The organism is Desulfosporosinus fructosivorans (assembly GCF_004766045.1).
Taxonomy (GTDB): Bacteria; Bacillota; Desulfitobacteriia; order Desulfitobacteriales; family Desulfitobacteriaceae; genus Desulfosporosinus; species Desulfosporosinus fructosivorans.
On record NZ_SPQQ01000002.1, the window covers coordinates 174,491 to 192,533 of the forward strand.

General features: G+C 41.2%; 24 protein-coding genes. All 24 read right to left on the bottom strand.

The window, feature by feature from the left end; all coding sequences use genetic code 11:
* Nucleotides 1–59: 59 nt before the first annotated feature.
* A complete protein-coding gene (locus E4K67_RS05085) occupies nt 60–497 on the bottom strand; it encodes an iron-sulfur cluster assembly scaffold protein (RefSeq protein WP_135545346.1) in 438 nt (145 codons plus the stop codon).
* A gap of 73 nt (nt 498–570) precedes the next feature.
* Nucleotides 571–1,494 (bottom strand): ATP-binding protein, encoded by a 924-nt coding sequence (locus E4K67_RS05090; protein WP_135545347.1) that lies wholly within the window; start codon nt 1,492–1,494, stop codon nt 571–573.
* A complete protein-coding gene (locus E4K67_RS05095; protein WP_135545348.1) occupies nt 1,491–2,366 on the bottom strand; it encodes a nucleotide-binding protein in 876 nt (291 codons plus the stop codon). The genes E4K67_RS05090 and E4K67_RS05095 overlap by 4 nt, the downstream gene beginning before the upstream one ends.
* Before the next feature lie 113 nt (nt 2,367–2,479).
* Nucleotides 2,480–2,851 carry a NifB/NifX family molybdenum-iron cluster-binding protein gene (locus tag E4K67_RS05100; protein ID WP_135545349.1) on the bottom strand — a complete coding sequence of 124 codons (372 nt, stop codon included), beginning with the start codon at nt 2,849–2,851 and terminating at the stop codon, nt 2,480–2,482.
* A 107-nt stretch (nt 2,852–2,958) separates the two neighbouring features.
* Complete coding sequence (locus E4K67_RS05105; protein ID WP_135545350.1) at nt 2,959–3,390, bottom strand: MOSC domain-containing protein; 432 nt, start codon at nt 3,388–3,390, stop codon at nt 2,959–2,961.
* 201 nt (nt 3,391–3,591) lie between these two features.
* Nucleotides 3,592–4,446: an Mrp/NBP35 family ATP-binding protein gene (locus E4K67_RS05110; RefSeq protein WP_135545351.1), complete on the bottom strand. Its 855-nt coding sequence runs from the start codon at nt 4,444–4,446 to the stop codon at nt 3,592–3,594.
* Between the two features lie 133 nt (nt 4,447–4,579).
* Complete coding sequence (locus tag E4K67_RS05115) at nt 4,580–4,957, bottom strand: NifB/NifX family molybdenum-iron cluster-binding protein (RefSeq protein WP_135545352.1); 378 nt, start codon at nt 4,955–4,957, stop codon at nt 4,580–4,582.
* Between the two features lie 35 nt (nt 4,958–4,992).
* Nucleotides 4,993–5,478 carry a DUF134 domain-containing protein gene (locus E4K67_RS05120; RefSeq protein WP_135545353.1) on the bottom strand — a complete coding sequence of 162 codons (486 nt, stop codon included), beginning with the start codon at nt 5,476–5,478 and terminating at the stop codon, nt 4,993–4,995.
* Nucleotides 5,479–5,610: 132 nt separating this feature from the next.
* Nucleotides 5,611–5,955 carry a glutaredoxin family protein gene (locus E4K67_RS05125; RefSeq protein WP_135545354.1) on the bottom strand — a complete coding sequence of 115 codons (345 nt, stop codon included), beginning with the start codon at nt 5,953–5,955 and terminating at the stop codon, nt 5,611–5,613.
* Nucleotides 5,952–6,230 (bottom strand): metal-sensitive transcriptional regulator, encoded by a 279-nt coding sequence (locus E4K67_RS05130; protein ID WP_135545355.1) that lies wholly within the window; start codon nt 6,228–6,230, stop codon nt 5,952–5,954. The genes E4K67_RS05125 and E4K67_RS05130 overlap by 4 nt, the downstream gene beginning before the upstream one ends.
* Nucleotides 6,231–6,263: 33 nt before the next feature.
* Entirely contained in the window at nt 6,264–6,842 is a 579-nt protein-coding gene (locus E4K67_RS05135) for a lytic transglycosylase domain-containing protein (RefSeq protein ID WP_199242469.1), read from the bottom strand.
* Between the two features lie 367 nt (nt 6,843–7,209).
* Nucleotides 7,210–7,800, bottom strand: coding sequence for a dephospho-CoA kinase (coaE, locus tag E4K67_RS05140; protein WP_135545357.1), 591 nt, complete (start codon nt 7,798–7,800; stop codon nt 7,210–7,212).
* A gap of 10 nt (nt 7,801–7,810) precedes the next feature.
* Complete coding sequence (gene ytaF / locus E4K67_RS05145; protein ID WP_135545358.1) at nt 7,811–8,470, bottom strand: sporulation membrane protein YtaF; 660 nt, start codon at nt 8,468–8,470, stop codon at nt 7,811–7,813.
* 67 nt (nt 8,471–8,537) lie between these two features.
* The gene (locus tag E4K67_RS05150; RefSeq protein ID WP_135545359.1) at nt 8,538–10,379 is read right to left on the bottom strand and encodes an ABC-F family ATP-binding cassette domain-containing protein; all 1,842 of its coding nucleotides are present in this window, start codon (nt 10,377–10,379) and stop codon (nt 8,538–8,540) included.
* A gap of 151 nt (nt 10,380–10,530) precedes the next feature.
* Nucleotides 10,531–10,929, bottom strand: coding sequence for a ribosomal maturation YjgA family protein (locus E4K67_RS05155; protein WP_135545360.1), 399 nt, complete (start codon nt 10,927–10,929; stop codon nt 10,531–10,533).
* A gap of 661 nt (nt 10,930–11,590) precedes the next feature.
* On the bottom strand, nt 11,591–12,130 hold the full coding sequence (locus E4K67_RS05160) for a nitroreductase family protein (RefSeq protein WP_135545361.1): 540 nt from the start codon (nt 12,128–12,130) through the stop codon (nt 11,591–11,593).
* Nucleotides 12,131–12,349: 219 nt separating this feature from the next.
* The gene (locus E4K67_RS05165) at nt 12,350–12,703 is read right to left on the bottom strand and encodes a hypothetical protein (protein ID WP_135545362.1); all 354 of its coding nucleotides are present in this window, start codon (nt 12,701–12,703) and stop codon (nt 12,350–12,352) included.
* A 515-nt stretch (nt 12,704–13,218) separates the two neighbouring features.
* Nucleotides 13,219–13,347 (bottom strand): hypothetical protein, encoded by a 129-nt coding sequence (locus E4K67_RS31025; RefSeq protein ID WP_274594835.1) that lies wholly within the window; start codon nt 13,345–13,347, stop codon nt 13,219–13,221.
* 189 nt (nt 13,348–13,536) lie between these two features.
* On the bottom strand, nt 13,537–14,328 hold the full coding sequence (locus E4K67_RS05170) for a lipid II flippase Amj family protein (RefSeq protein WP_135545363.1): 792 nt from the start codon (nt 14,326–14,328) through the stop codon (nt 13,537–13,539).
* 93 nt (nt 14,329–14,421) lie between these two features.
* Entirely contained in the window at nt 14,422–15,150 is a 729-nt protein-coding gene (locus tag E4K67_RS05175; RefSeq protein ID WP_135545364.1) for a hypothetical protein, read from the bottom strand.
* 15 nt (nt 15,151–15,165) lie between these two features.
* Nucleotides 15,166–15,804, bottom strand: coding sequence for a class I SAM-dependent methyltransferase (locus E4K67_RS05180; RefSeq protein ID WP_135545365.1), 639 nt, complete (start codon nt 15,802–15,804; stop codon nt 15,166–15,168).
* Between the two features lie 40 nt (nt 15,805–15,844).
* A complete protein-coding gene (locus E4K67_RS05185) occupies nt 15,845–16,234 on the bottom strand; it encodes a YkvA family protein (protein ID WP_135545366.1) in 390 nt (129 codons plus the stop codon).
* A gap of 165 nt (nt 16,235–16,399) precedes the next feature.
* On the bottom strand, nt 16,400–17,029 hold the full coding sequence (locus tag E4K67_RS05190) for a LysE family translocator (RefSeq protein ID WP_135545367.1): 630 nt from the start codon (nt 17,027–17,029) through the stop codon (nt 16,400–16,402).
* A gap of 329 nt (nt 17,030–17,358) precedes the next feature.
* Nucleotides 17,359–17,970, bottom strand: coding sequence for a GNAT family N-acetyltransferase (locus tag E4K67_RS05195; RefSeq protein ID WP_135545368.1), 612 nt, complete (start codon nt 17,968–17,970; stop codon nt 17,359–17,361).
* Nucleotides 17,971–18,043: the final 73 nt, after the last annotated feature.

The window sequence follows — 18,043 nt, forward strand, 5'->3', positions numbered from 1 at the left end:
GATAACTTTAGGTCCTTGTTTAAATCAGATTTAAACAAGGACCTAAAAAATAACAAGTTTCATACTCTCACTGTTTTAACGTTAAAGTATGATTTTGAAGAGAACTCGCTCCCAATTTGAGGGTTAGAGATACCTCTTTTTTCTAAATAATTATAGATTGCTTTTCGCAAAGCACTTACTCCTAGATTAGAACAATGTTGTTTTTTCTCAGGTAACCCATCCAAGGAATCAATGACATCCTGTTCGGATATTTTAATCGCCTCGTCAAGGCTCTTGCCCATAGCTAAAACGGTTATCATACTACTGGTTGCAATAGAAGCAGTACAACCGAAAACCAGAAAACTAATTCTCGTGATTATTCCAGCTTGTACTTTGACATAGATGGTCAACGAATCTCCACAATTTGGGTCCCCTACTGTTCCTTCTCCATCTGCATCCTCCATGCTGCCAACATTTTGTGGACACTTAAAATGCTCCATAACCTTCTCTGAATACATATGAAATCACCGCCTACGGTAGTTAATTATCCAATAAGTTTCTTCAGCCAAAAGTACTTAACTCTGACACCCGTTAAAGAAATTGTAATTGTCCCCCAGAAGGTTCCGTCAATTCTATGGGAATTTTAGCCCAGATTTCGCGAAGCGCTTGCGCCGCCGGACATTCATAGCGAGTAATTGGGTGACCTAAAGCGATCGCTTGGGGAACCATCGGATCGAAGGGAATTTTTCCAATGACTGCTACACCGAGTTTAGTACAGGCATCCTCTATTTCCTGTGAAACCTCAGGGTTGATATCCCATTTATTAATAATAACTTGCGTTGGAATTTTAAAATGCCCTGTTACTTTGATCACTCGCTCCAAGTCATGTTTACCTGACTGAGAAGGTTCTGTCACTACAAGTACCTGCTGACAACCTGTGATTGTGGATATCACCACACATCCAATCCCTGGGGATCCGTCGATTAGCACGTCCTTGTTTTGGCGTCGTGCCTCATCCCGAGCCAAACGCCGCACCTCAGCCACTAATTTACCCGAACCGTCGGCCGCTAAGTACAACTCTGCATGCGCAAAATCTCCTACCTGGGTCTCCGACAGAAAGACTTTCCCCGTCCCCTCGGGATAAAGCTGTATCGCTTGAGTGGGACAAGCATAGACGCAGGCAGCACATCCTTCACAACGTTTTGAATCGATATAAGGAACAAACTTATCTTGGTGAATACCCTCTCCTTTTTGAAACCTTTCTGTGACTGCTTCAAAGCGACATACTTCCTCACAGCGCTTACATTGGCTACAGAGCGCTGTATCGATACGTGCCATCTGATTACCAACGAATTCTCTTTCGACTTTGACCTGGTGCGCTATGACCAAATGCAGATTAGGAGCTTCGACATCGCAATCCGCGACGATCGTTGTTTCAGCCAGCTCAGCAAACGCTGCTGCCACGGTTGTCTTCCCAGTTCCGCCTTTACCTGAAATGATGGCCATCTGCTTCATGCTCTTTCAGCTCCCATCTTCCTCTGCTTGACTTCCGTCACAATACGCTCACCCAACATTCTGAACAAATCTGCCCACTTACGTTCGTGCATTAAGGACTGACCTCGTGAGTAGATCCTCGCAATTTCCAAGTCAAAGGGAATACTTCCTATAATGGTAATCCCCTCAAGAGTGCAATACTCCTGAATGATGGGACCGCCATCATCTTTGTTTAGAATTACCCCAAATTCTAAACCCATTTCCCGCATTAGGCGAACGGCTATCTTTAAATCATGCAGACCGAAGAGCGAGGGCTCCGTCACTAAAAGTGCTAAGTCGCTTCCTTCAGCCGAGTGAATCACACTGCAGGAACTTCCCGGAGGACAATCCGCCACTATTATTTCTTCCATTTGGGTAGAATATTGCTTCTCGTAGTGACGCAAGCTCCGAATCACAGGGCCAGCTAGGGATTCTCCTTCTTTTAGAACGCCTTGTAAACATTGCACCCCATCCCGTTCTCCCTCGTCAATTCCCCCGAGTGGACGGTTCACTTCATCCACAGCACCAACAAGACAAACAATGCCGCAAGTACCACAGCCATGACACAGTTCTGGAAAAACCAATACTTGGCCTCCGACAACTGCTAACGCATGATATTGACAAGCCTCGCTACACTTTCCACACAACGTGCACGCCCCATTAATTTCCGGATAAGGCAGGAAAACCGTTGAGGAGTTTCGTATTTGCGGACGCAAAAATATGAAACCATTTGGTTCTTCCACATCATAGTCAACATAGGTTGTTGGGCGATCAGGAGCCCAACCTAACGCTAAATTCACCGCTACAGTCGTTTTGCCGGTTCCTCCTTTGCCACTGAGTACAGCTAACCTCATAACTTCCCTCCTTATGTAAAGAAAACTTGGCTAGCGCCAAGCCTTTTAGGCGCCGGCGGTCAACTTAGTTGCATTTATGTAGTAAGCCATTTCTTCATTTTGTATTTTTAACCTTAGCGCTCCCCAGCATGAGCCACTCCAGCTTCACTGATCTTAACTAAAAGTCCTTCTTTCCAAGCCATAATGGCTTCGATAAGAGTCATGCTCTCGCTTACAGTATAAGCAGGTATATTTCCAGCCTCGATCACTCGTAGAGCATTCGGACCCAAACTACCCGTTATTAATACTTCTACCTTTTCCTTCGCCATGTACTCTGCGGCAGCGATGCCTGCACCACCAGTTCCTGACGACGCTGGATTCTCTTTATACTCTGCTGTTCCCAGAGGATTTTCTGAATCGCAAAATAAAAAATACGGGCACCGTCCGAACCTATCATCCACATACTGGTTGAGGTCGCGTCCCCCTGTCGAAATGGCAATACGCATCGTACTTCATCCTTTCTCTACCTTAAGTCGCAAATTGAGAAACCTTAGTAACGAAAATTCTGCTACTAAGTACTTAAATATAATTTATATTAACTCAATAATTTTATTTATGTTTCCGGCAAAAAAATAACTTCTACAAAATCCCCTATACGGACGCTACCACCACGGAGAACACGCCCAAATCGCCCTTCTCGACTTACGATATACGGTCGACCTTTTTCTTTAAATACCTCTTTTCCAATATAGAGAATCTCGATTTCGGCTTCCCCTAGTTTCAGCACACATCCAGCAGGAAAGTCTTCTAACAACAAACCAGAGATAGTGAAGTTCTCAGTATACCCATCCGCAGAAACTTCTGCCCTCTTCTCCTCAGGCACCCTGGCCATGGCTTCAATCGGAAAAACGCTAACCTGTCGATCCCAGTCTCCCCCATGAGCATCTCCCTCAAGCCCCCAACCTTCGAGGACTTTAACTTCCGCGACATCAGTTTTTATAATTCCCCGCTCGGCACTGACGTGGATAGATAATACGTTTCCCATTTCTAAATCTCCTCTTCTAACTATTGACTTATCTAATCGTAAAACTCTCACTTCTATAAGTGTGGAGGTATCCCATACTCCGAGTAGAGTTTCCCGCTTCAGTTCTACGTTCTACTGACTTTAGTTGAACGTAGAACTGAAGCATAGAAAGCAAGACCAGGATAAATGCTGAAGGGCAGTCCTGGCCTTACTATTATAGACTTAAGCTAGCTTTTTATTGTCGTGTATCTTAATCTGTTCTGCTAATCGTTTAGCAATCTGATCGAAGGCTTCAGATTGATAATCTTCAACTTTACCAGCATCCGATAATGCAGCCAACGCTGGATCGAGGGGAAGTTCTCCTAAGAAAGGAATTGAATTACGCAATGCATCTTCCTCACCTTTTGGTTTCCCAAATACTTCAATCTTCTTTGTGCAATCTGGACATTGTAGATACGCCATATTTTCGATCAACCCGTAGATTGGGGGTTCGTAGTTTCGCACCATTTTAACCGCTTTTCGCACAACCATATTCGCTAAGGCCTGCGGACTTGTCACCATAACAACTCCATCTAGTGGAAACGATTGGAAGACCGAAATCGGCACATCTCCCGTCCCTGGTGGCAAGTCAATCAACAAATAATCTAACTCCCCCCAAATTACATCTGTCCAGAACTGATTGACGATTTGGGTAATCAATGGTCCACGCAAAATCACTGGATCGTCTTCGGTTTCTATCATAAGATTTAGAGACATTAGTTTAATCCCATCCCGGCTTTTTGAAGGAAGGATACCAGTCTTACTGACGCCAGCTCTTCCTGTTACTCCGAAGATTTTGGGAATACTAGGACCGGTTATGTCAGCGTCTAAAACCCCTACTTTATAACCTTGACGCATTAGGCTCACGGCTAACATGCTTGTAACCGAGGATTTACCGACGCCTCCTTTGCCACTCATGATTGCAATCACTTTACTAACGTGACTCGCTTTTTGAGCCTCTGAAACTTTAGGTTCACTAGAACAACTATCAGTGGTACATGTCCCTGCTGCCGAACAACTATTACACGACTCGCTCACGGTAGTGCCTCCCTTTCAATCAACATCATTTACCAATTCCTTGGGCTACTAACCCAAATTCATCTTACTCCCCAAATTCTTGCATTGTCAAGTTTGTCTATGGATGTCCGTGCTTCGTGTCTTAGGACTCAATTTAATGACTACATCCCCCATCATCATGCCCGTGGTCATGACTTTGGCAAACTGACCCAGTACTCACAAGATTGCCAGAAGCATAAGTCTTTGCGACTTCGGCCACGTTTCCTGAGGCCCCAGTCACTACTTCAAGGCCTATTGACTTGAGGCCATTGATCATTCCTCCGCCAATACCTCCACAAACTAGTACGTCTACCCCATTGCGTTTGAACATACTTGCTAGTCCTTCATGCTGATGTTGAAGACCTGTTGCACTAAGTAATTCTACAAATCGAGCGTCTTGTCCTTCGATTTCAAACACTGTGAATCCAGCAGCTTTCCCGAAATGGGCATCTACGAGCTCACCGTTGGTTGGAATTGCTATCTTTTTAGACATAATATATACCTCCAATTAATAAATTTTTTCTCGCTTTAAGAATTTCCTCTGCAACATCCACCATGGCCTTGTTCTCCCGGTTGGCTACCACAGGTATGCACAACTCCGTTGTCTAGTCGTCTCTTCTTCATGTTCCCGCACCTTGGACAGGCAATTTCAAATCCGTGTTTACCGCCCACTGTGCAAGGCTCAACTTCCCACACATGACCACAATCAGCACACTCAAACACCCTATTTTTTATCAGATAGTTTCCTCCCCGTATAATAATAGGTCGTCCTTCGACTAAAGCAGTCGCAAGTTTGAACCTAGCTGCCCCTAAGATCCGCTGGAAGGTAGCCCTGGAAACTCCCATAGACGCTGCACACTCAGCTTGATCCAAACCCACTTTGTCCTTAAGACGGATGGCCTCTAATTCTTCGAGCTGAATCAATACCTCAGGCCAACGTGACTGTCCCTGGGGAATAAACGTTTGGCTGACTATTGTATCATCGATTAGGCCACAACAACGCCGCCTTGACATTGCATCAGCTCCTTTTGAGCATATGCTCAATTACAGTATATCTAAAGTTGTGTGATAAATCAAATACAAACTGGAATTAATTAAAATTAGATCAGTAAAGCCCTATCCGATAAAGGATAGGGCTTTACTGATCTATACTTGTGTGTCTACGCTAAATTCGTGTGCGCACTGCATGCACTTGATCTTAATGGTACCCTTGTTAATTGGAACGCGTATTTTCGTCGAGCATTTTTTGCATTCAACAAGCCTATGGTCGACAAGCTTAAGGATTTTTTTCGGGTCGAAACCCGTGACAAAATCCTTTCCAATCTGAAAAGTAGGAACTCCACTAATATTTCTCCGAAATAGTTCCTCTCTTGCTTTAGCATCAACATTAATGTCCTTTTGCTCAAACTGAATCTTATTCTGGAAAAGGAAATTCTTTGCAACTTTACAAGATGAACAGGTTTGAGAGGTAAACATGATGACATTTTTCATTGATTGAGTTTCATAAGTGTTTCAATTGCTTTATTAAGAGCGCCCTGACGATCTTCCCCTTGATCGATTGCGTCGATCAAACAAGAACTCGCATAACGTTGTGCAACTATAACAGAAGTTTTGTGCACAGCAGCACGGATAGCGACAAGTTGCAATAATATTTCCTCACAGCCCTTGTCTTCCTCGATCATCCGTTCAACTCCTGAAATATGACCTCGCACTGTCTTAAGTCGAGTAAGAATCTGTTTTACTTCTTCCGGGTCTACCTCTTTCACTAGGGTTATCTCCTATCTCATTTATAATTAGAACTATTTACTATAAAGCTTAGTGTATTTATCATAACTTTTCAAGACCCTACCCACATAATCTCGTGTCTCCTTAAATGGTATATCCTGTATGTGAATATTCTTAGGGTCAATCAGGTCATTATCAATCCATTCTTGAACATGTCCTCTTCCACCATTGTAGGCAGCGGTCACTAAGGTCGTATTATTGGCAAATACTTTTTGTAAACTTGCGAGATACCAGGTTCCGTATTGAATATTCTTCTCTGGATTAAGTAAATCACCTTCACTATATGTTTTATCTCCAAGACTTTCAGCGATCGATTGTGCCGTACTAGGCATTAATTGCATCAACCCTTTTGCACCTTTGTTGGATTCTGAATGTGAAAGGAACTTACTTTCTTCTCGGATTACAGATATAACAAACAAAGGATCCACTCCGTACTGTTTCGCATAATTTTCTATAATCGCACGATTGGGGTAAGGGTAAATAACCTTTTCTAACATAGGGATATTAAATATAATAAAAGCCGTTAAAATTGCAATGACAAACATGACTATTTTTTTGCCCATTGTCCAACGCTTCTTTTGCTTTCTTACCATCAATCTCCCTCTTCTCATTTATAGGATATCTGTATATGTATGAATTCAGTCCAGTATTTATTTATTTTCATAATTAATTTGCTAATTCAATCCAAATTGTTAATCCAACTTCTACAAGTGGGACCTCTTATTCTGTTTTTAGTGGGATAGACTCCTCTATCTCCGCTGGTGTTCTTTTTCGGAAAGGCGGCAGATGATTTCGGCCTTAAGCCAATCAGGAATTGCAGCTTCGGCGATTCTAATCCTATTCCACTAGGGATTCCTATTGGAATAGCGGCTTAGGCGATAATCACCAGTGGAGACTATCGCCTGGATATTTTTGTCACCGGAATCTCCAGGTTAGACTTCAGTTCATTCTTGGTGATTATTATCTGTATTTCCTCCATAGTTCTTCTAGTTGACGCTCCGTCTCCAGTTCGCTTCCGGAATTATCAATAACTACATCGGCTAGCCGACGCTTGTCATCTAACGACCCCTGGGCAGCAATACGAGCTTCCACCTCAACCAAGCTTAACTTGTCCCGCGCAAGAACGCGTAAAATCTGAAGGTCCCGTGGCACCCACACAACCCAAACTTCGTCAACAAATTTCTGAAACCCAGTTTCAAGGAGCAAAGGTACGTCCCATACGCACAATCTTGCTCCTGCCTCCCGAAGCGCTGCTCGCTCGCCCTTCATACTTTCTACCACTCGAGGATGCACGATACTCTCAAGAAGCTTTCGTGCATCCTCATTATGAAAAATTCGAACACCAAGTTTCGCACGATTAATTTCTCCATTTTCACCAAGGATCTCAGTCCCAAATGCGTGGACCAATTTTGATATGGTCGACGCATCCGACTTCAACAAATGATGCACTATTTTGTCTGCATCCAATACAGGAACCCCGTGCTTCTGAAACCACGAAGCAACCGTGGATTTGCCACTTCCTATTCCGCCCGTAAGTCCGATCGTGATCATATACCTCACCTCAGATCAATTTGCCCAGTCCGATCACAATTAAAACAACACCTGGTAAATATTCCGCTTTGGCAGTCCAGTTTTCTGGAATTTTACCGGCCATCTGTTGACCTAAGCGCAACATCATAATTTGAGTTAATGCAACGACGCCTATGACTGATAGCGTCATTCCCGCCATCGCGGCTCCGATCCCGCTGGCAAAAGCATCCACTGCTAGAGCACTCCCTAGGAGTAAACTTTCCCGAAGGCTAATCCCTCCAGAGCCATCGACATCCGCTATATCTGGTGTCCTTAAGACCTGGATCACTAAGCCGAAAAAGCTTAACTGAAATCGAAAAACTGGTTCTAGTACAGGTTTTTGAGCGACTACAGCCATTGCTGGAACCGCTTCAGGGAAAATCTCTCGGTTACGGTTCCAGATTGCTTTGGTCAGTTGGAAAACGCCTAGAGCGAGCAATATAGTAGCTCCCAATAAACGAGCCGGAATAAATTCAAGCCATAACGTGACCCAACTTCCCAAAAGCATAGATATACCCATAGCAAAAACTGTACACAATGCAATAGCAATAAGAGAACCCATCGGTATACGAATACGACGTAACCCGTAAGCTAATCCGACGCCAAAACCATCCAAACTTAAAGCAACTGCCATAAGCATAGCTACCCCCATATATGTATCCCTCCACCTTGCGACTTCAGGATAATATATGGGTTTGAACGCTATTTGGTGAAATGAACTACTCGTTTCCAGCAATCCATTCCTCTAAAACATTATCTCGACGTTTCTTCACACTCTCGGACTCTGCATGAAGTTTCATAGCTAATTCATAATTTGTACCTGCTAAAGCGAGTTCTGATTCTAGAGCAAGAAGAGTCAACTCTAACTCTTCGATTTCCAGTTCTAGTTGTTTCATCCGCTTTTTTTCTCTTGCCATATTACGTGTTTCTTGTTGGTCATTATAACTCGGCTTTGCACTTCGCTCAGCTGGTCCAACAATCGCTTCCTCTTGTTGTTTATATTCCTTAAAACCCGTGTAATCTCCTTCGTAAAGGGAAAGTCCCGAAGTCGTCAGTTCCGCTATCTTATAAACGATTTTATCCAGGAAGTAGCGATCATGGGAAACAACGAGGACTGTTCCATCATAATCTTGAAGGGCTTCTTCAAGCACTCCACGTGTTTCAGCATCAAGGTGATTGGTCGGTTCATCCAATAATAATAAGTTACCCTGTTCGAGGAAGAGTTTACATAAAGCCAAACGACTCTTTTCTCCTCCGCTCAACACAGAAATGAGCTTAAATACCTCGTCATTTCTAAAGCCAAAACGTGCGAGAAGACTTCTAATGTCCGGGTCTTTCAACCTTGAGACATCCCGAATTTCGTCAATTACTGTTCCCGAACTACCCAAATTTTCATGTTCTTGGGAATAATAGGCAACTTTTACATTCGCACCTAAACGTATATTTCCCGCAAAAGGAGCCTGCTGGAGAATCGCCTTTAAAATCGACGTTTTTCCAACTCCATTTTTGCCGAGCAAGGCGACCCGGTCCCCTCGTCGCAAATCTAATTGGACGTTCTGAAAGAGAGTACGTGTCCCGTATGTAATAGAAAGATTTTCAATCAAAAGAACACGATCTCCACTACGGCCTCCGCTTTGCAGTGTAATGGAGAGTCCATGGTCTACCTTTGTGACTTGGATCGGCTTAAGTTTCTGAAGCTGGCTCTCTCTGCCACGTGCCTGTTTGGAATTAACCCCTGCCTTATTTCTGCGAACATACTCCTCAAGCTTGGCAATTTTATAGGCTAAACGTTCAGCTTCACGGCCAATTGTCTTATTTTCCAAAATCTTAAGAAGTTCGTATTCAGAATAATTTCCAGTATACCCTTTTAGTCCCCCGTTTTCCAAGCAAAAAACTCTAGAAACAGTGCGATCTAAAAAGTAACGATCATGAGAAACGATAAGCAACGCTCCCGGATAATCTCGCAAATATCCTTCGAGCCATTCTAGAGCCGCAATATCCAAATGATTTGTCGGCTCATCCAAAATCAAGAGTTCGGGCGATCTGAGCAACAACTTGCATAAAGCCAGCCTTGTTTTTTGCCCCCCGCTCAATGTAGTGACCAAGGAATTCATCTCTGCTTCCAGCCCAAGTCCCGCCAAGATTCTCCGGACTAAGGCCTCAAGGGCATAACCACCCTGGCTTTCATATGACTCAGTCAAAGCAGCATATTGCTCCATGACCTTCTCACTAGGATTTAGAGCCATCGTTTCTTCTAGCTCACGCAAGTGTTCCTGCATTTGCAACAAATCAGCTCGTTCTTGGATCACACACTGAAAAACGTTCCCCTCATCCTCTACTATCGGAGTTTGAGGGAGGTATCCGTACGAACCGAGAATTTGCACTTCTCCGCTTTCTAAACGCACATCCCCTAAACAGGCACGAATCAGTGTAGTTTTACCAGCACCATTCGGACCGACCAGTGCGGCTTTTTCCCCCTGTTCTAAAGCAAAACTGATCCGTCGAAAAAGCGGTTCTCCAGAAATATCAACGCCGCAATCTCGGCAAAATAAAACACTCATCTCTCTAGTTTTCCCCTTTATCTTAACGAACGCACCATGCACCCGCTACTATTGCATATTCGTTTAACTATATCATACCCACTGCCTACTAACAAACGCTAAGAAGCACAGGGAAGCACGGGGACGGTTCTTCTGCTTCACTCCCCGGAACTTACCGATTCCTTAGATATGAAAGAATCAATTTATCTATTAATGTGCCTATTGCGATTCCAATCGAATATGAAATTAAATCACTCCATAAAAAACCCCGACCTAAAACAAGCCCACCTATCCTAGTATCCCTTAAATTGTCGATCCACGGCGAATGGTAAAGCTGACTTACTTCAATAGCGTTGCAAAACAACAGTGCAACCACAGCAACCCATTTAGTACCTCTTGATCTAAATATTAACCCTACCATAAAAAATATCATAAGTGCCCAAAGACAATCTCCTAGATATATATTGACCCACCTTGGTAGATATATGGCATAATGTCTGGAACTTAAGCCTAAAATAATTACAGCTATGACAAAACTGAGGTAAATCAACCCTTTTCTTGTTACTAACATTATCGATGAATTCCTTTCAGCATTTGCTTGTGAAGAAGTATGGATCACACTTTCTCAACATTCCCCGCCACATCCTGGCAAGGACGCCCTTTCCCCATGGTCTGTCGTCTAACGTTCCGAGGGTTTGCGGCGTCGGGTTACTACCATCATATTCTCCCCGATGTTACAAACCCTCGGTCACCCGAAATGTCTATCTTGTGAGGAATACTTTCAAGACAGGTTTTTTCTCATTTCAGTAACCCAAGTATTAATAATATAACTATTATGATGAAGATGAATCCGAATAATTTAAACCATCGTTTTCTTTGTATTTCTTCAAAACTTCCGAGTACTATACCAATTTCAGCCATAATTGAAGCTACAAATTCCAGCATATTTCACCCCTAAGTAAAATTTAATAACTCGGAGGGTTCTGATTTCCTCTATTTTTATCTATGTAGATAAAAACCGTTGACTCTAATATAAAATTTGCTCTTTAAGATATGTTTTATGATTAGACCGTATGTAATCTCTTCGGGAAGGATGAATTCGCATAGTCAAAATGAGTCTTGCAATGTCCCCAGATTCAGAACCCGCCACAGACGGCGGGTCTTTCGCATTGCATGTGCTTTGGACGCATCGGCAACAAGAATCACGTTATGCGCCATGCATTTTTACCATTTTACCAATTTTCATAATGGACCAGTTCTTCGAGTTTCTTTCGTGGACGAGCTTTTGGCTTTTCATCTGCATATCCAAGAGTGATAATCCCAACTACATATTTATCAGTAGGTATATTTAAAACTGGTCTGATTCCTTCTTGAATAAACCATGCAACCCAACAAGTACCTAATCCTAAGTTGTCAGCTTCTAGTAATATATGTCCTATGGAAATTGATGTATCTCTGATTATCTGTTTAAGTTCTTCTTGTGGACTATTTTCATTTAACGATATATCTACATCTTCTTCTATCCTTGAACGTATATCTGCCACACAAACGATAAAAACTGGCGCTGAGAGCATCCATTTTTGGTTATTAGATATAACAGCTAATTCCTGTCTAATCAATTCTGATTTTACAACAATAAAATGCCACGGTTGTGTATTGTCACCAGATGGAGCTAACCTTGCACTCTCAAGTACTTTAATTATTTTTTCATCTTCAACTGGTCTATTCATGTAGTTTCTAATACTTCTACGCATTTCAATCTCTTTAATCATACTATTTGATTCCCTCCATTAAAATATAATATTTGAAATTGCTACGCTATATCCTTTAGGTTGAATTATTCTTTTAGAGTCGTCAATGAGCCAATAAAAGGATCACTATGCTAGGCTTAATTTCTTCTATGCATTATCATTCTCCAAGTGTCAGGAACAAACTGTTATGTTATGTTATGTCGCGGCAAAGGAATGCCGAAACTTCTTGAACTCCTAGCATCAAGGAATGAGTCCGTCTTCAGTGCCTATGTTATTACTCAATCGGTCCAAAACGCTCCTAAGTCCAGGCTGTCGGACGTGATATTTTGCTCCCATATTATCGATGATTTGAAGATCGGATTCTCCAATTGCCTTAATCTCTATTTCTTGATCATTAATTAAATGAATAATAATCTTGGAATCATCTTTTGGGATTACTTCATTTGTGCCAATTACCTGAACTGAAGATAACATCCGCCTAATCTCCAGCCCTTCTGCATTAGAAACCCTCTTACCTTCATTCGGCGAAAGTGGACCATGAAAGTTTACATGTGAAAAGTTATCCCTTTCTTGTAGCGACGAAGTAGCAGACATCGTGATCCCCCTTAACTTTGCATCCAGAATTATTTTGTTTCTGGATTTAAAATATCGCAATCCTACTTCACAAAGAACAAATGACCCAGCGGTTTCACATACGTTAGACGATGTTGTGCTCTACATAGAAAATCTAAATGCTGGTTTTATTTAGCCTGCGTTTGTGCGATAACTTTCTTTAATAAATGACAGTAATAAAAGAATCAATAATATCCCTGATACAATAGTCGAATAATTATAAACCCGTTTAAAGAGATCTGCACTCCACTGGACGTTATCAGTTATTATCGAATATGCAATAGTATTAGAAATTCCGATCCCGTCATGAATGCCTGGTATGAGGCTATAAATATGATTATGGGAAAGGCTAACATTTGCTAAAACTGATACTCCGAAAAGAATTAACATTGTCTTTGAGAATTTGTAGTTATCATTTCTTTTATAAAGCAGAATGAAAAAAGCAATAGTTATTCCTATCACCACTAGTAACATACTAATCCTCCCAATTCGTTTTTTTAAAGTTCCCAGAACTTTGTGGAATTCTCTTTCATCTTACAAAGTTCGGTCTGTTCGACAACCAATTCTTCAAAGAGTTGAGCTAATGATTCTATATCAGAGGACGTAGCAATTTGTAAAGTTACCAATGCAACCCGCCCCCTGCCTCGAAAGGATTAATCCTAGAAAGTTGAGCAACCTCAAAACAGATGGGAGGCCTCCAACATTCACCTTATTTTGATGACCATATAGTAATGACCATATAGTAATGACCATATAGTAATGGCCATTTGTACGGAACCTTAATGTTAATATCACTTTGGATCAATGAAGCCTCACTACCTGTAAAAAGAAGCAATTAGCCGAGCGGCTGGTAAGAATAGCACCTGGCCTAACAAAGTACCAACCACCTTGGAAGTAATGAGCATCACTACCAGGGCCTTAACGTCGCCATATGGTCTCTTCCCTCTTAAAGCTTGATCAGTAATCATCGCTGCCTTTGGATCAATGAGAAGCGTTAGTAAAATTGCCGCAATCCCATTGATCATTCCAGATGATGCAACAACCGTAAGTCTATGTTCCTCAGAAACCAATATCGCCGCATAACTTGCTGAAAGGACGCCAATCGTATATATTCCTGTGACTAATACATTTAATATAAGTAGTCGCTTTGGGATTTCACGATACCTTAATCTTTCTAACATCGTCTTTGATGGTTTTGTGACACTTTTTACTATTCGTTTGATATTGTTTAAATGTAAGGCCTCAACCACAAGTGATGGGACAGAACCAGTTATTTCTAAGCGGTTTACTGCTTTCTCAAAAATCCTTAGGAATGATGGAATCAAAAGCACACCAGTTAGAGTACCAATCGTTGCAGCAAAAATCACCCTACGCATATCCATTATTGGATTTAAACCTTGAGTAATACTTATTCCAATAATCCCTGCAATCAATGGCGCTTGTAAAGTATTTGCGGTACGCGAAACTAGTGCGATGAGATTAAATAGAGAAAAGGATAATGCAACTTGCCCACTCTTAACTGAGTTCAGCCTCACAGAATATGCAAGGGTATCGACAAGGTGAATTATAGACGTTAGAATAATCAATTCAATTAACGTTCTCTCCACTGACTCACCCTCCTTTCTCCGAATGACGATTTCATCTAATGCCGTGAAGTATTCACGACGTTGACGGCCCCGTTTATACTACGGGTATCGTGTCTAAACCGGCAAAACCGAGATAATATAACCACCTGTAATTAAGCTTATAAGATTTGCGATAAAAACATAAATCAAGATACGGCTCTTTTTATGCTCCGTAATGAAAATGGGAAACGCAATCATTTCAGCCACAAATACAAAAACCTCTCCTATTATTAAACTGAAAATCAAATAGCTTGGCATCAACGAACCTCCGCTATTTAACCAGATATTCAATGCACCCTGTGTAACAAGGTTGATAGCAAGAAATATAAGCCAACTTCTCTTTTGTCTAAACCTAAAGAGCCCGAAAATGATGCCTTCAAGTAAAAGCGTAAGCAGTAACCGTATTGACACCAGGAGCACCGAGCGAGACGGATATTTGCCGAGCGTAAGCTCCCGATTGGATAGGTCCAAGGTAACCACGTTGTTATAACGCTGCAAGGGTGCACCAAGCGTACATACAAAGCTCTCCCCATTTGTGGTGACTTTGAACGTATACTTGCCACCGGCCAGCATATCTCTCGAATAAAAAACGTAATATCCTTCCCATGCAACCCACCGAACTATCGCTTCTGGCTGATTCTCATTGGATATCAATACAATTGAAAGGTCATCTGGCGGATTGTTAATGAGTATAACCAATGATGGCGGTTCCGCAGAATTTGCCAAGGCTGTTGTAGGCAGGATTGATATCATCAACGTACATAACACCATAACCAATAGCAAGCGTTTACCAGTCTTGTTCATATTATAACCCCTACTTTAACTAATCTTTTGGGCATAAACGAACATGTCTACTGTCGTTCTGCCGTCGCTTTCGGGATATAAATCTCGTTGAATTTTTAGTATTTTTAAATTGTTCTTTACTAGTATTCGTCTAATAAAATCTTCCGAGTAGTAGTTGAAGAATATGTAGTCGTTAGGACTAAAACTAGTTGTTTCGAAACCCGACTTTAAACCTTCCATACAACTTAAATATAAGAAACCACCCTTACTTAATACTACACCTATATCGTTAACCAATTTCTCAGCTTCCTCATTTGATAAATGGGGTAGGCAGAAAGACGCTATGACTGCATCATACACCTTACCCTTAAAATTCATGTCTCTAATATCTCCAACTAAGAAGTTTACATTTGGAGAAACGACATTTGCTCGTGCACGATTGATCATCTCTGTGGAAAGGTCGATGCCCAATATCTCAAATCCTTTATTTGCTTCGACCAGGAGCTTTGCAGCATTTCCGGGACCACATCCGACATCTAAAACCTTTGCCCTGGGCAATAAAATATCGCAAAATCCCTCTAATTTAGTCTTGTAACTCTCGAAATCCATGAACTTGCTTTGATATGAATCCGCATGCTTATCGTATGCCTCTATCGTCTTCTTCGTTTTATCCAAATTGGTCATCCTTTCCTGCGATGGTGTAGTTTAAGAATTACTATTTTCTAATCCAACTCGCCACGTTTAATAGCACCAATCCAAATATGATAGTCCATATCACAATTATAATTGCTGCAGCAAACCAATTCTTTGGTTTCGTCGTCAGTGTAGATTCCTTCATTCTTGCCTCTTCCATTACTGGTCCTGGAATCATCTTTAATACCATGGCAATACCCAAGGGAATAAGAACTAGGTCATCAAGATAACCAAGAACTGGAATGAAATCGGGGATTAGGTCAATTGGACTCAACGCATATCCCACTACAATAACAATCAACAGTTTTGCATACCAAGGAACTCTTGGATCTCTATAGGCAAAATACAGGGCCATAACTTCTGCTTTTAAGTGCTTAGCCTTATGTTTAAGACGTTCCAATATATTCGACATGGGAAGAACGCAACCCCTTTGTTTAAAAACTATCCGCTGACCTACCCCTGCCTCTGTATTTCCACATGAATAAATGAAGACCTAACCCAAATGGCGCAAAACGTTCCATGGGTTTGCGACGCATCCCAACCACTTGCATCTTTACAAAGTGTCGCAAACCCTCGGTTATATAAAGTTGCGCCCCCAGATGCTTGCTAGTGCAATAAAACCAAATATCAATATGACTATTCCTGATAGCTTATTTACCCATAGCAACCTTGTAGTGTCAAATCTCTTTCCGAGTACATGAACAGTTGAAATTAACATCAACCACCATAAACCTGATCCAACAAATACCCCTATCACTAATATTGACGACGACAAATAATTAGATTGAATTGTCCCTATTCCCAATCCAGCAAAGACAGCCGCAAAAGAAATGATCGTCATTGGGTTTGTAATTGTGAGTAAAAAGGTGGAAAGGTAATTCCTTATTAACCCTTGTTTATTAGACGATACAGACTCATCTGATGGTTTTGTTATAAATGTTTTAATTCCTAAATAACAAAGAAAGAGTCCTCCAATAAGCCTTAGCCAAATTTGTTGACCTGTTAAAAAATTCGATATACTTGCTAAGCTAAAACCGGCGATCATTCCATAGGTAGCATCAGCTGTGGCCGCACCTATTCCTGATATGAATCCAGATAATCTCCCCTCTGTCAATGTCCGCCTTATACAAAGAACTCCAATCGGGCCAACTGGCGCAGCAATTGAAAAACCGATAATTACACCCTTAATTAAAAAAGGTAAATCCACATCCTCAAATCCATTCTTGCATGGCAATTTTATATATCGTCCCGCGTATTCCCGAAGTCTAGGTACTACCTGCATATTCCCTCAGATTTTAGGATACGTTGTTATCTGGAGTTGAACGGCCCGAGCCAACCACGGTTGGGATGACTTCCAACATTCACCTTTTTCTATAAACAAATATTATGGCCATTCGTACGGACCTTGCTGTTAAGTATTAAAGTTCAATCTTCCAACAAACCTGTAGCTTTCTTTACGAATTCTTGAGGCATTGAAGTTTTCTTACAAATGTCTTCTTTATAAACAGTCTAGCGATCTTTCAAATTTCAATGCGACTAACCACAATCGTTATTAACTCTTACATTTGTATCCAATAAAGCTAATTCATATAGTTTAAACCAAACTAATCCTGGAACATTTAACCCTAAATCAACAGTTTCAACGTATTTATATCCACACTTCTCATACAATGAGATAGCCGGTGTATTGTGAATGGAAACATCTAAACGAATTGTTTTGATTCTTTGTTCAATACTATATCTCTTTGCAAAATTCATTAATTCTTCCCCAATACCATTCTTCATATACTTTGGATGAACAACAAGCGTATGTATCACGATAACGTCTTTATAGTCTGCTTCGATCCCCCAAGTCACTTGATCGTAGGCAGTCTCGGGTTCATGATTTAATATTATAGAACCTGCAATTTCATTATTTACTTTCAATACAAACAAACTATTATTTTGGATTCCATTAACAGCCGTTTCTCTAATTGGATATAACCCTTTTGCCCAACCTGGATAGTTCGTACCTAATTCGAAATAATCGTTTAATTTATCATATAAATTTTCTAATTCATCGATATCATTTATTGTTCCCTTTTCTAAAATAAAATCATTAATAACCAATTCTTTCACTGTTTTATCAAATGGTTTAATAATATCCATTGGTATGCTCCTTTTATATGATATAACTATTCTTCACGCGTCATATTATATTAATCTCGGCAAAGTATCATGA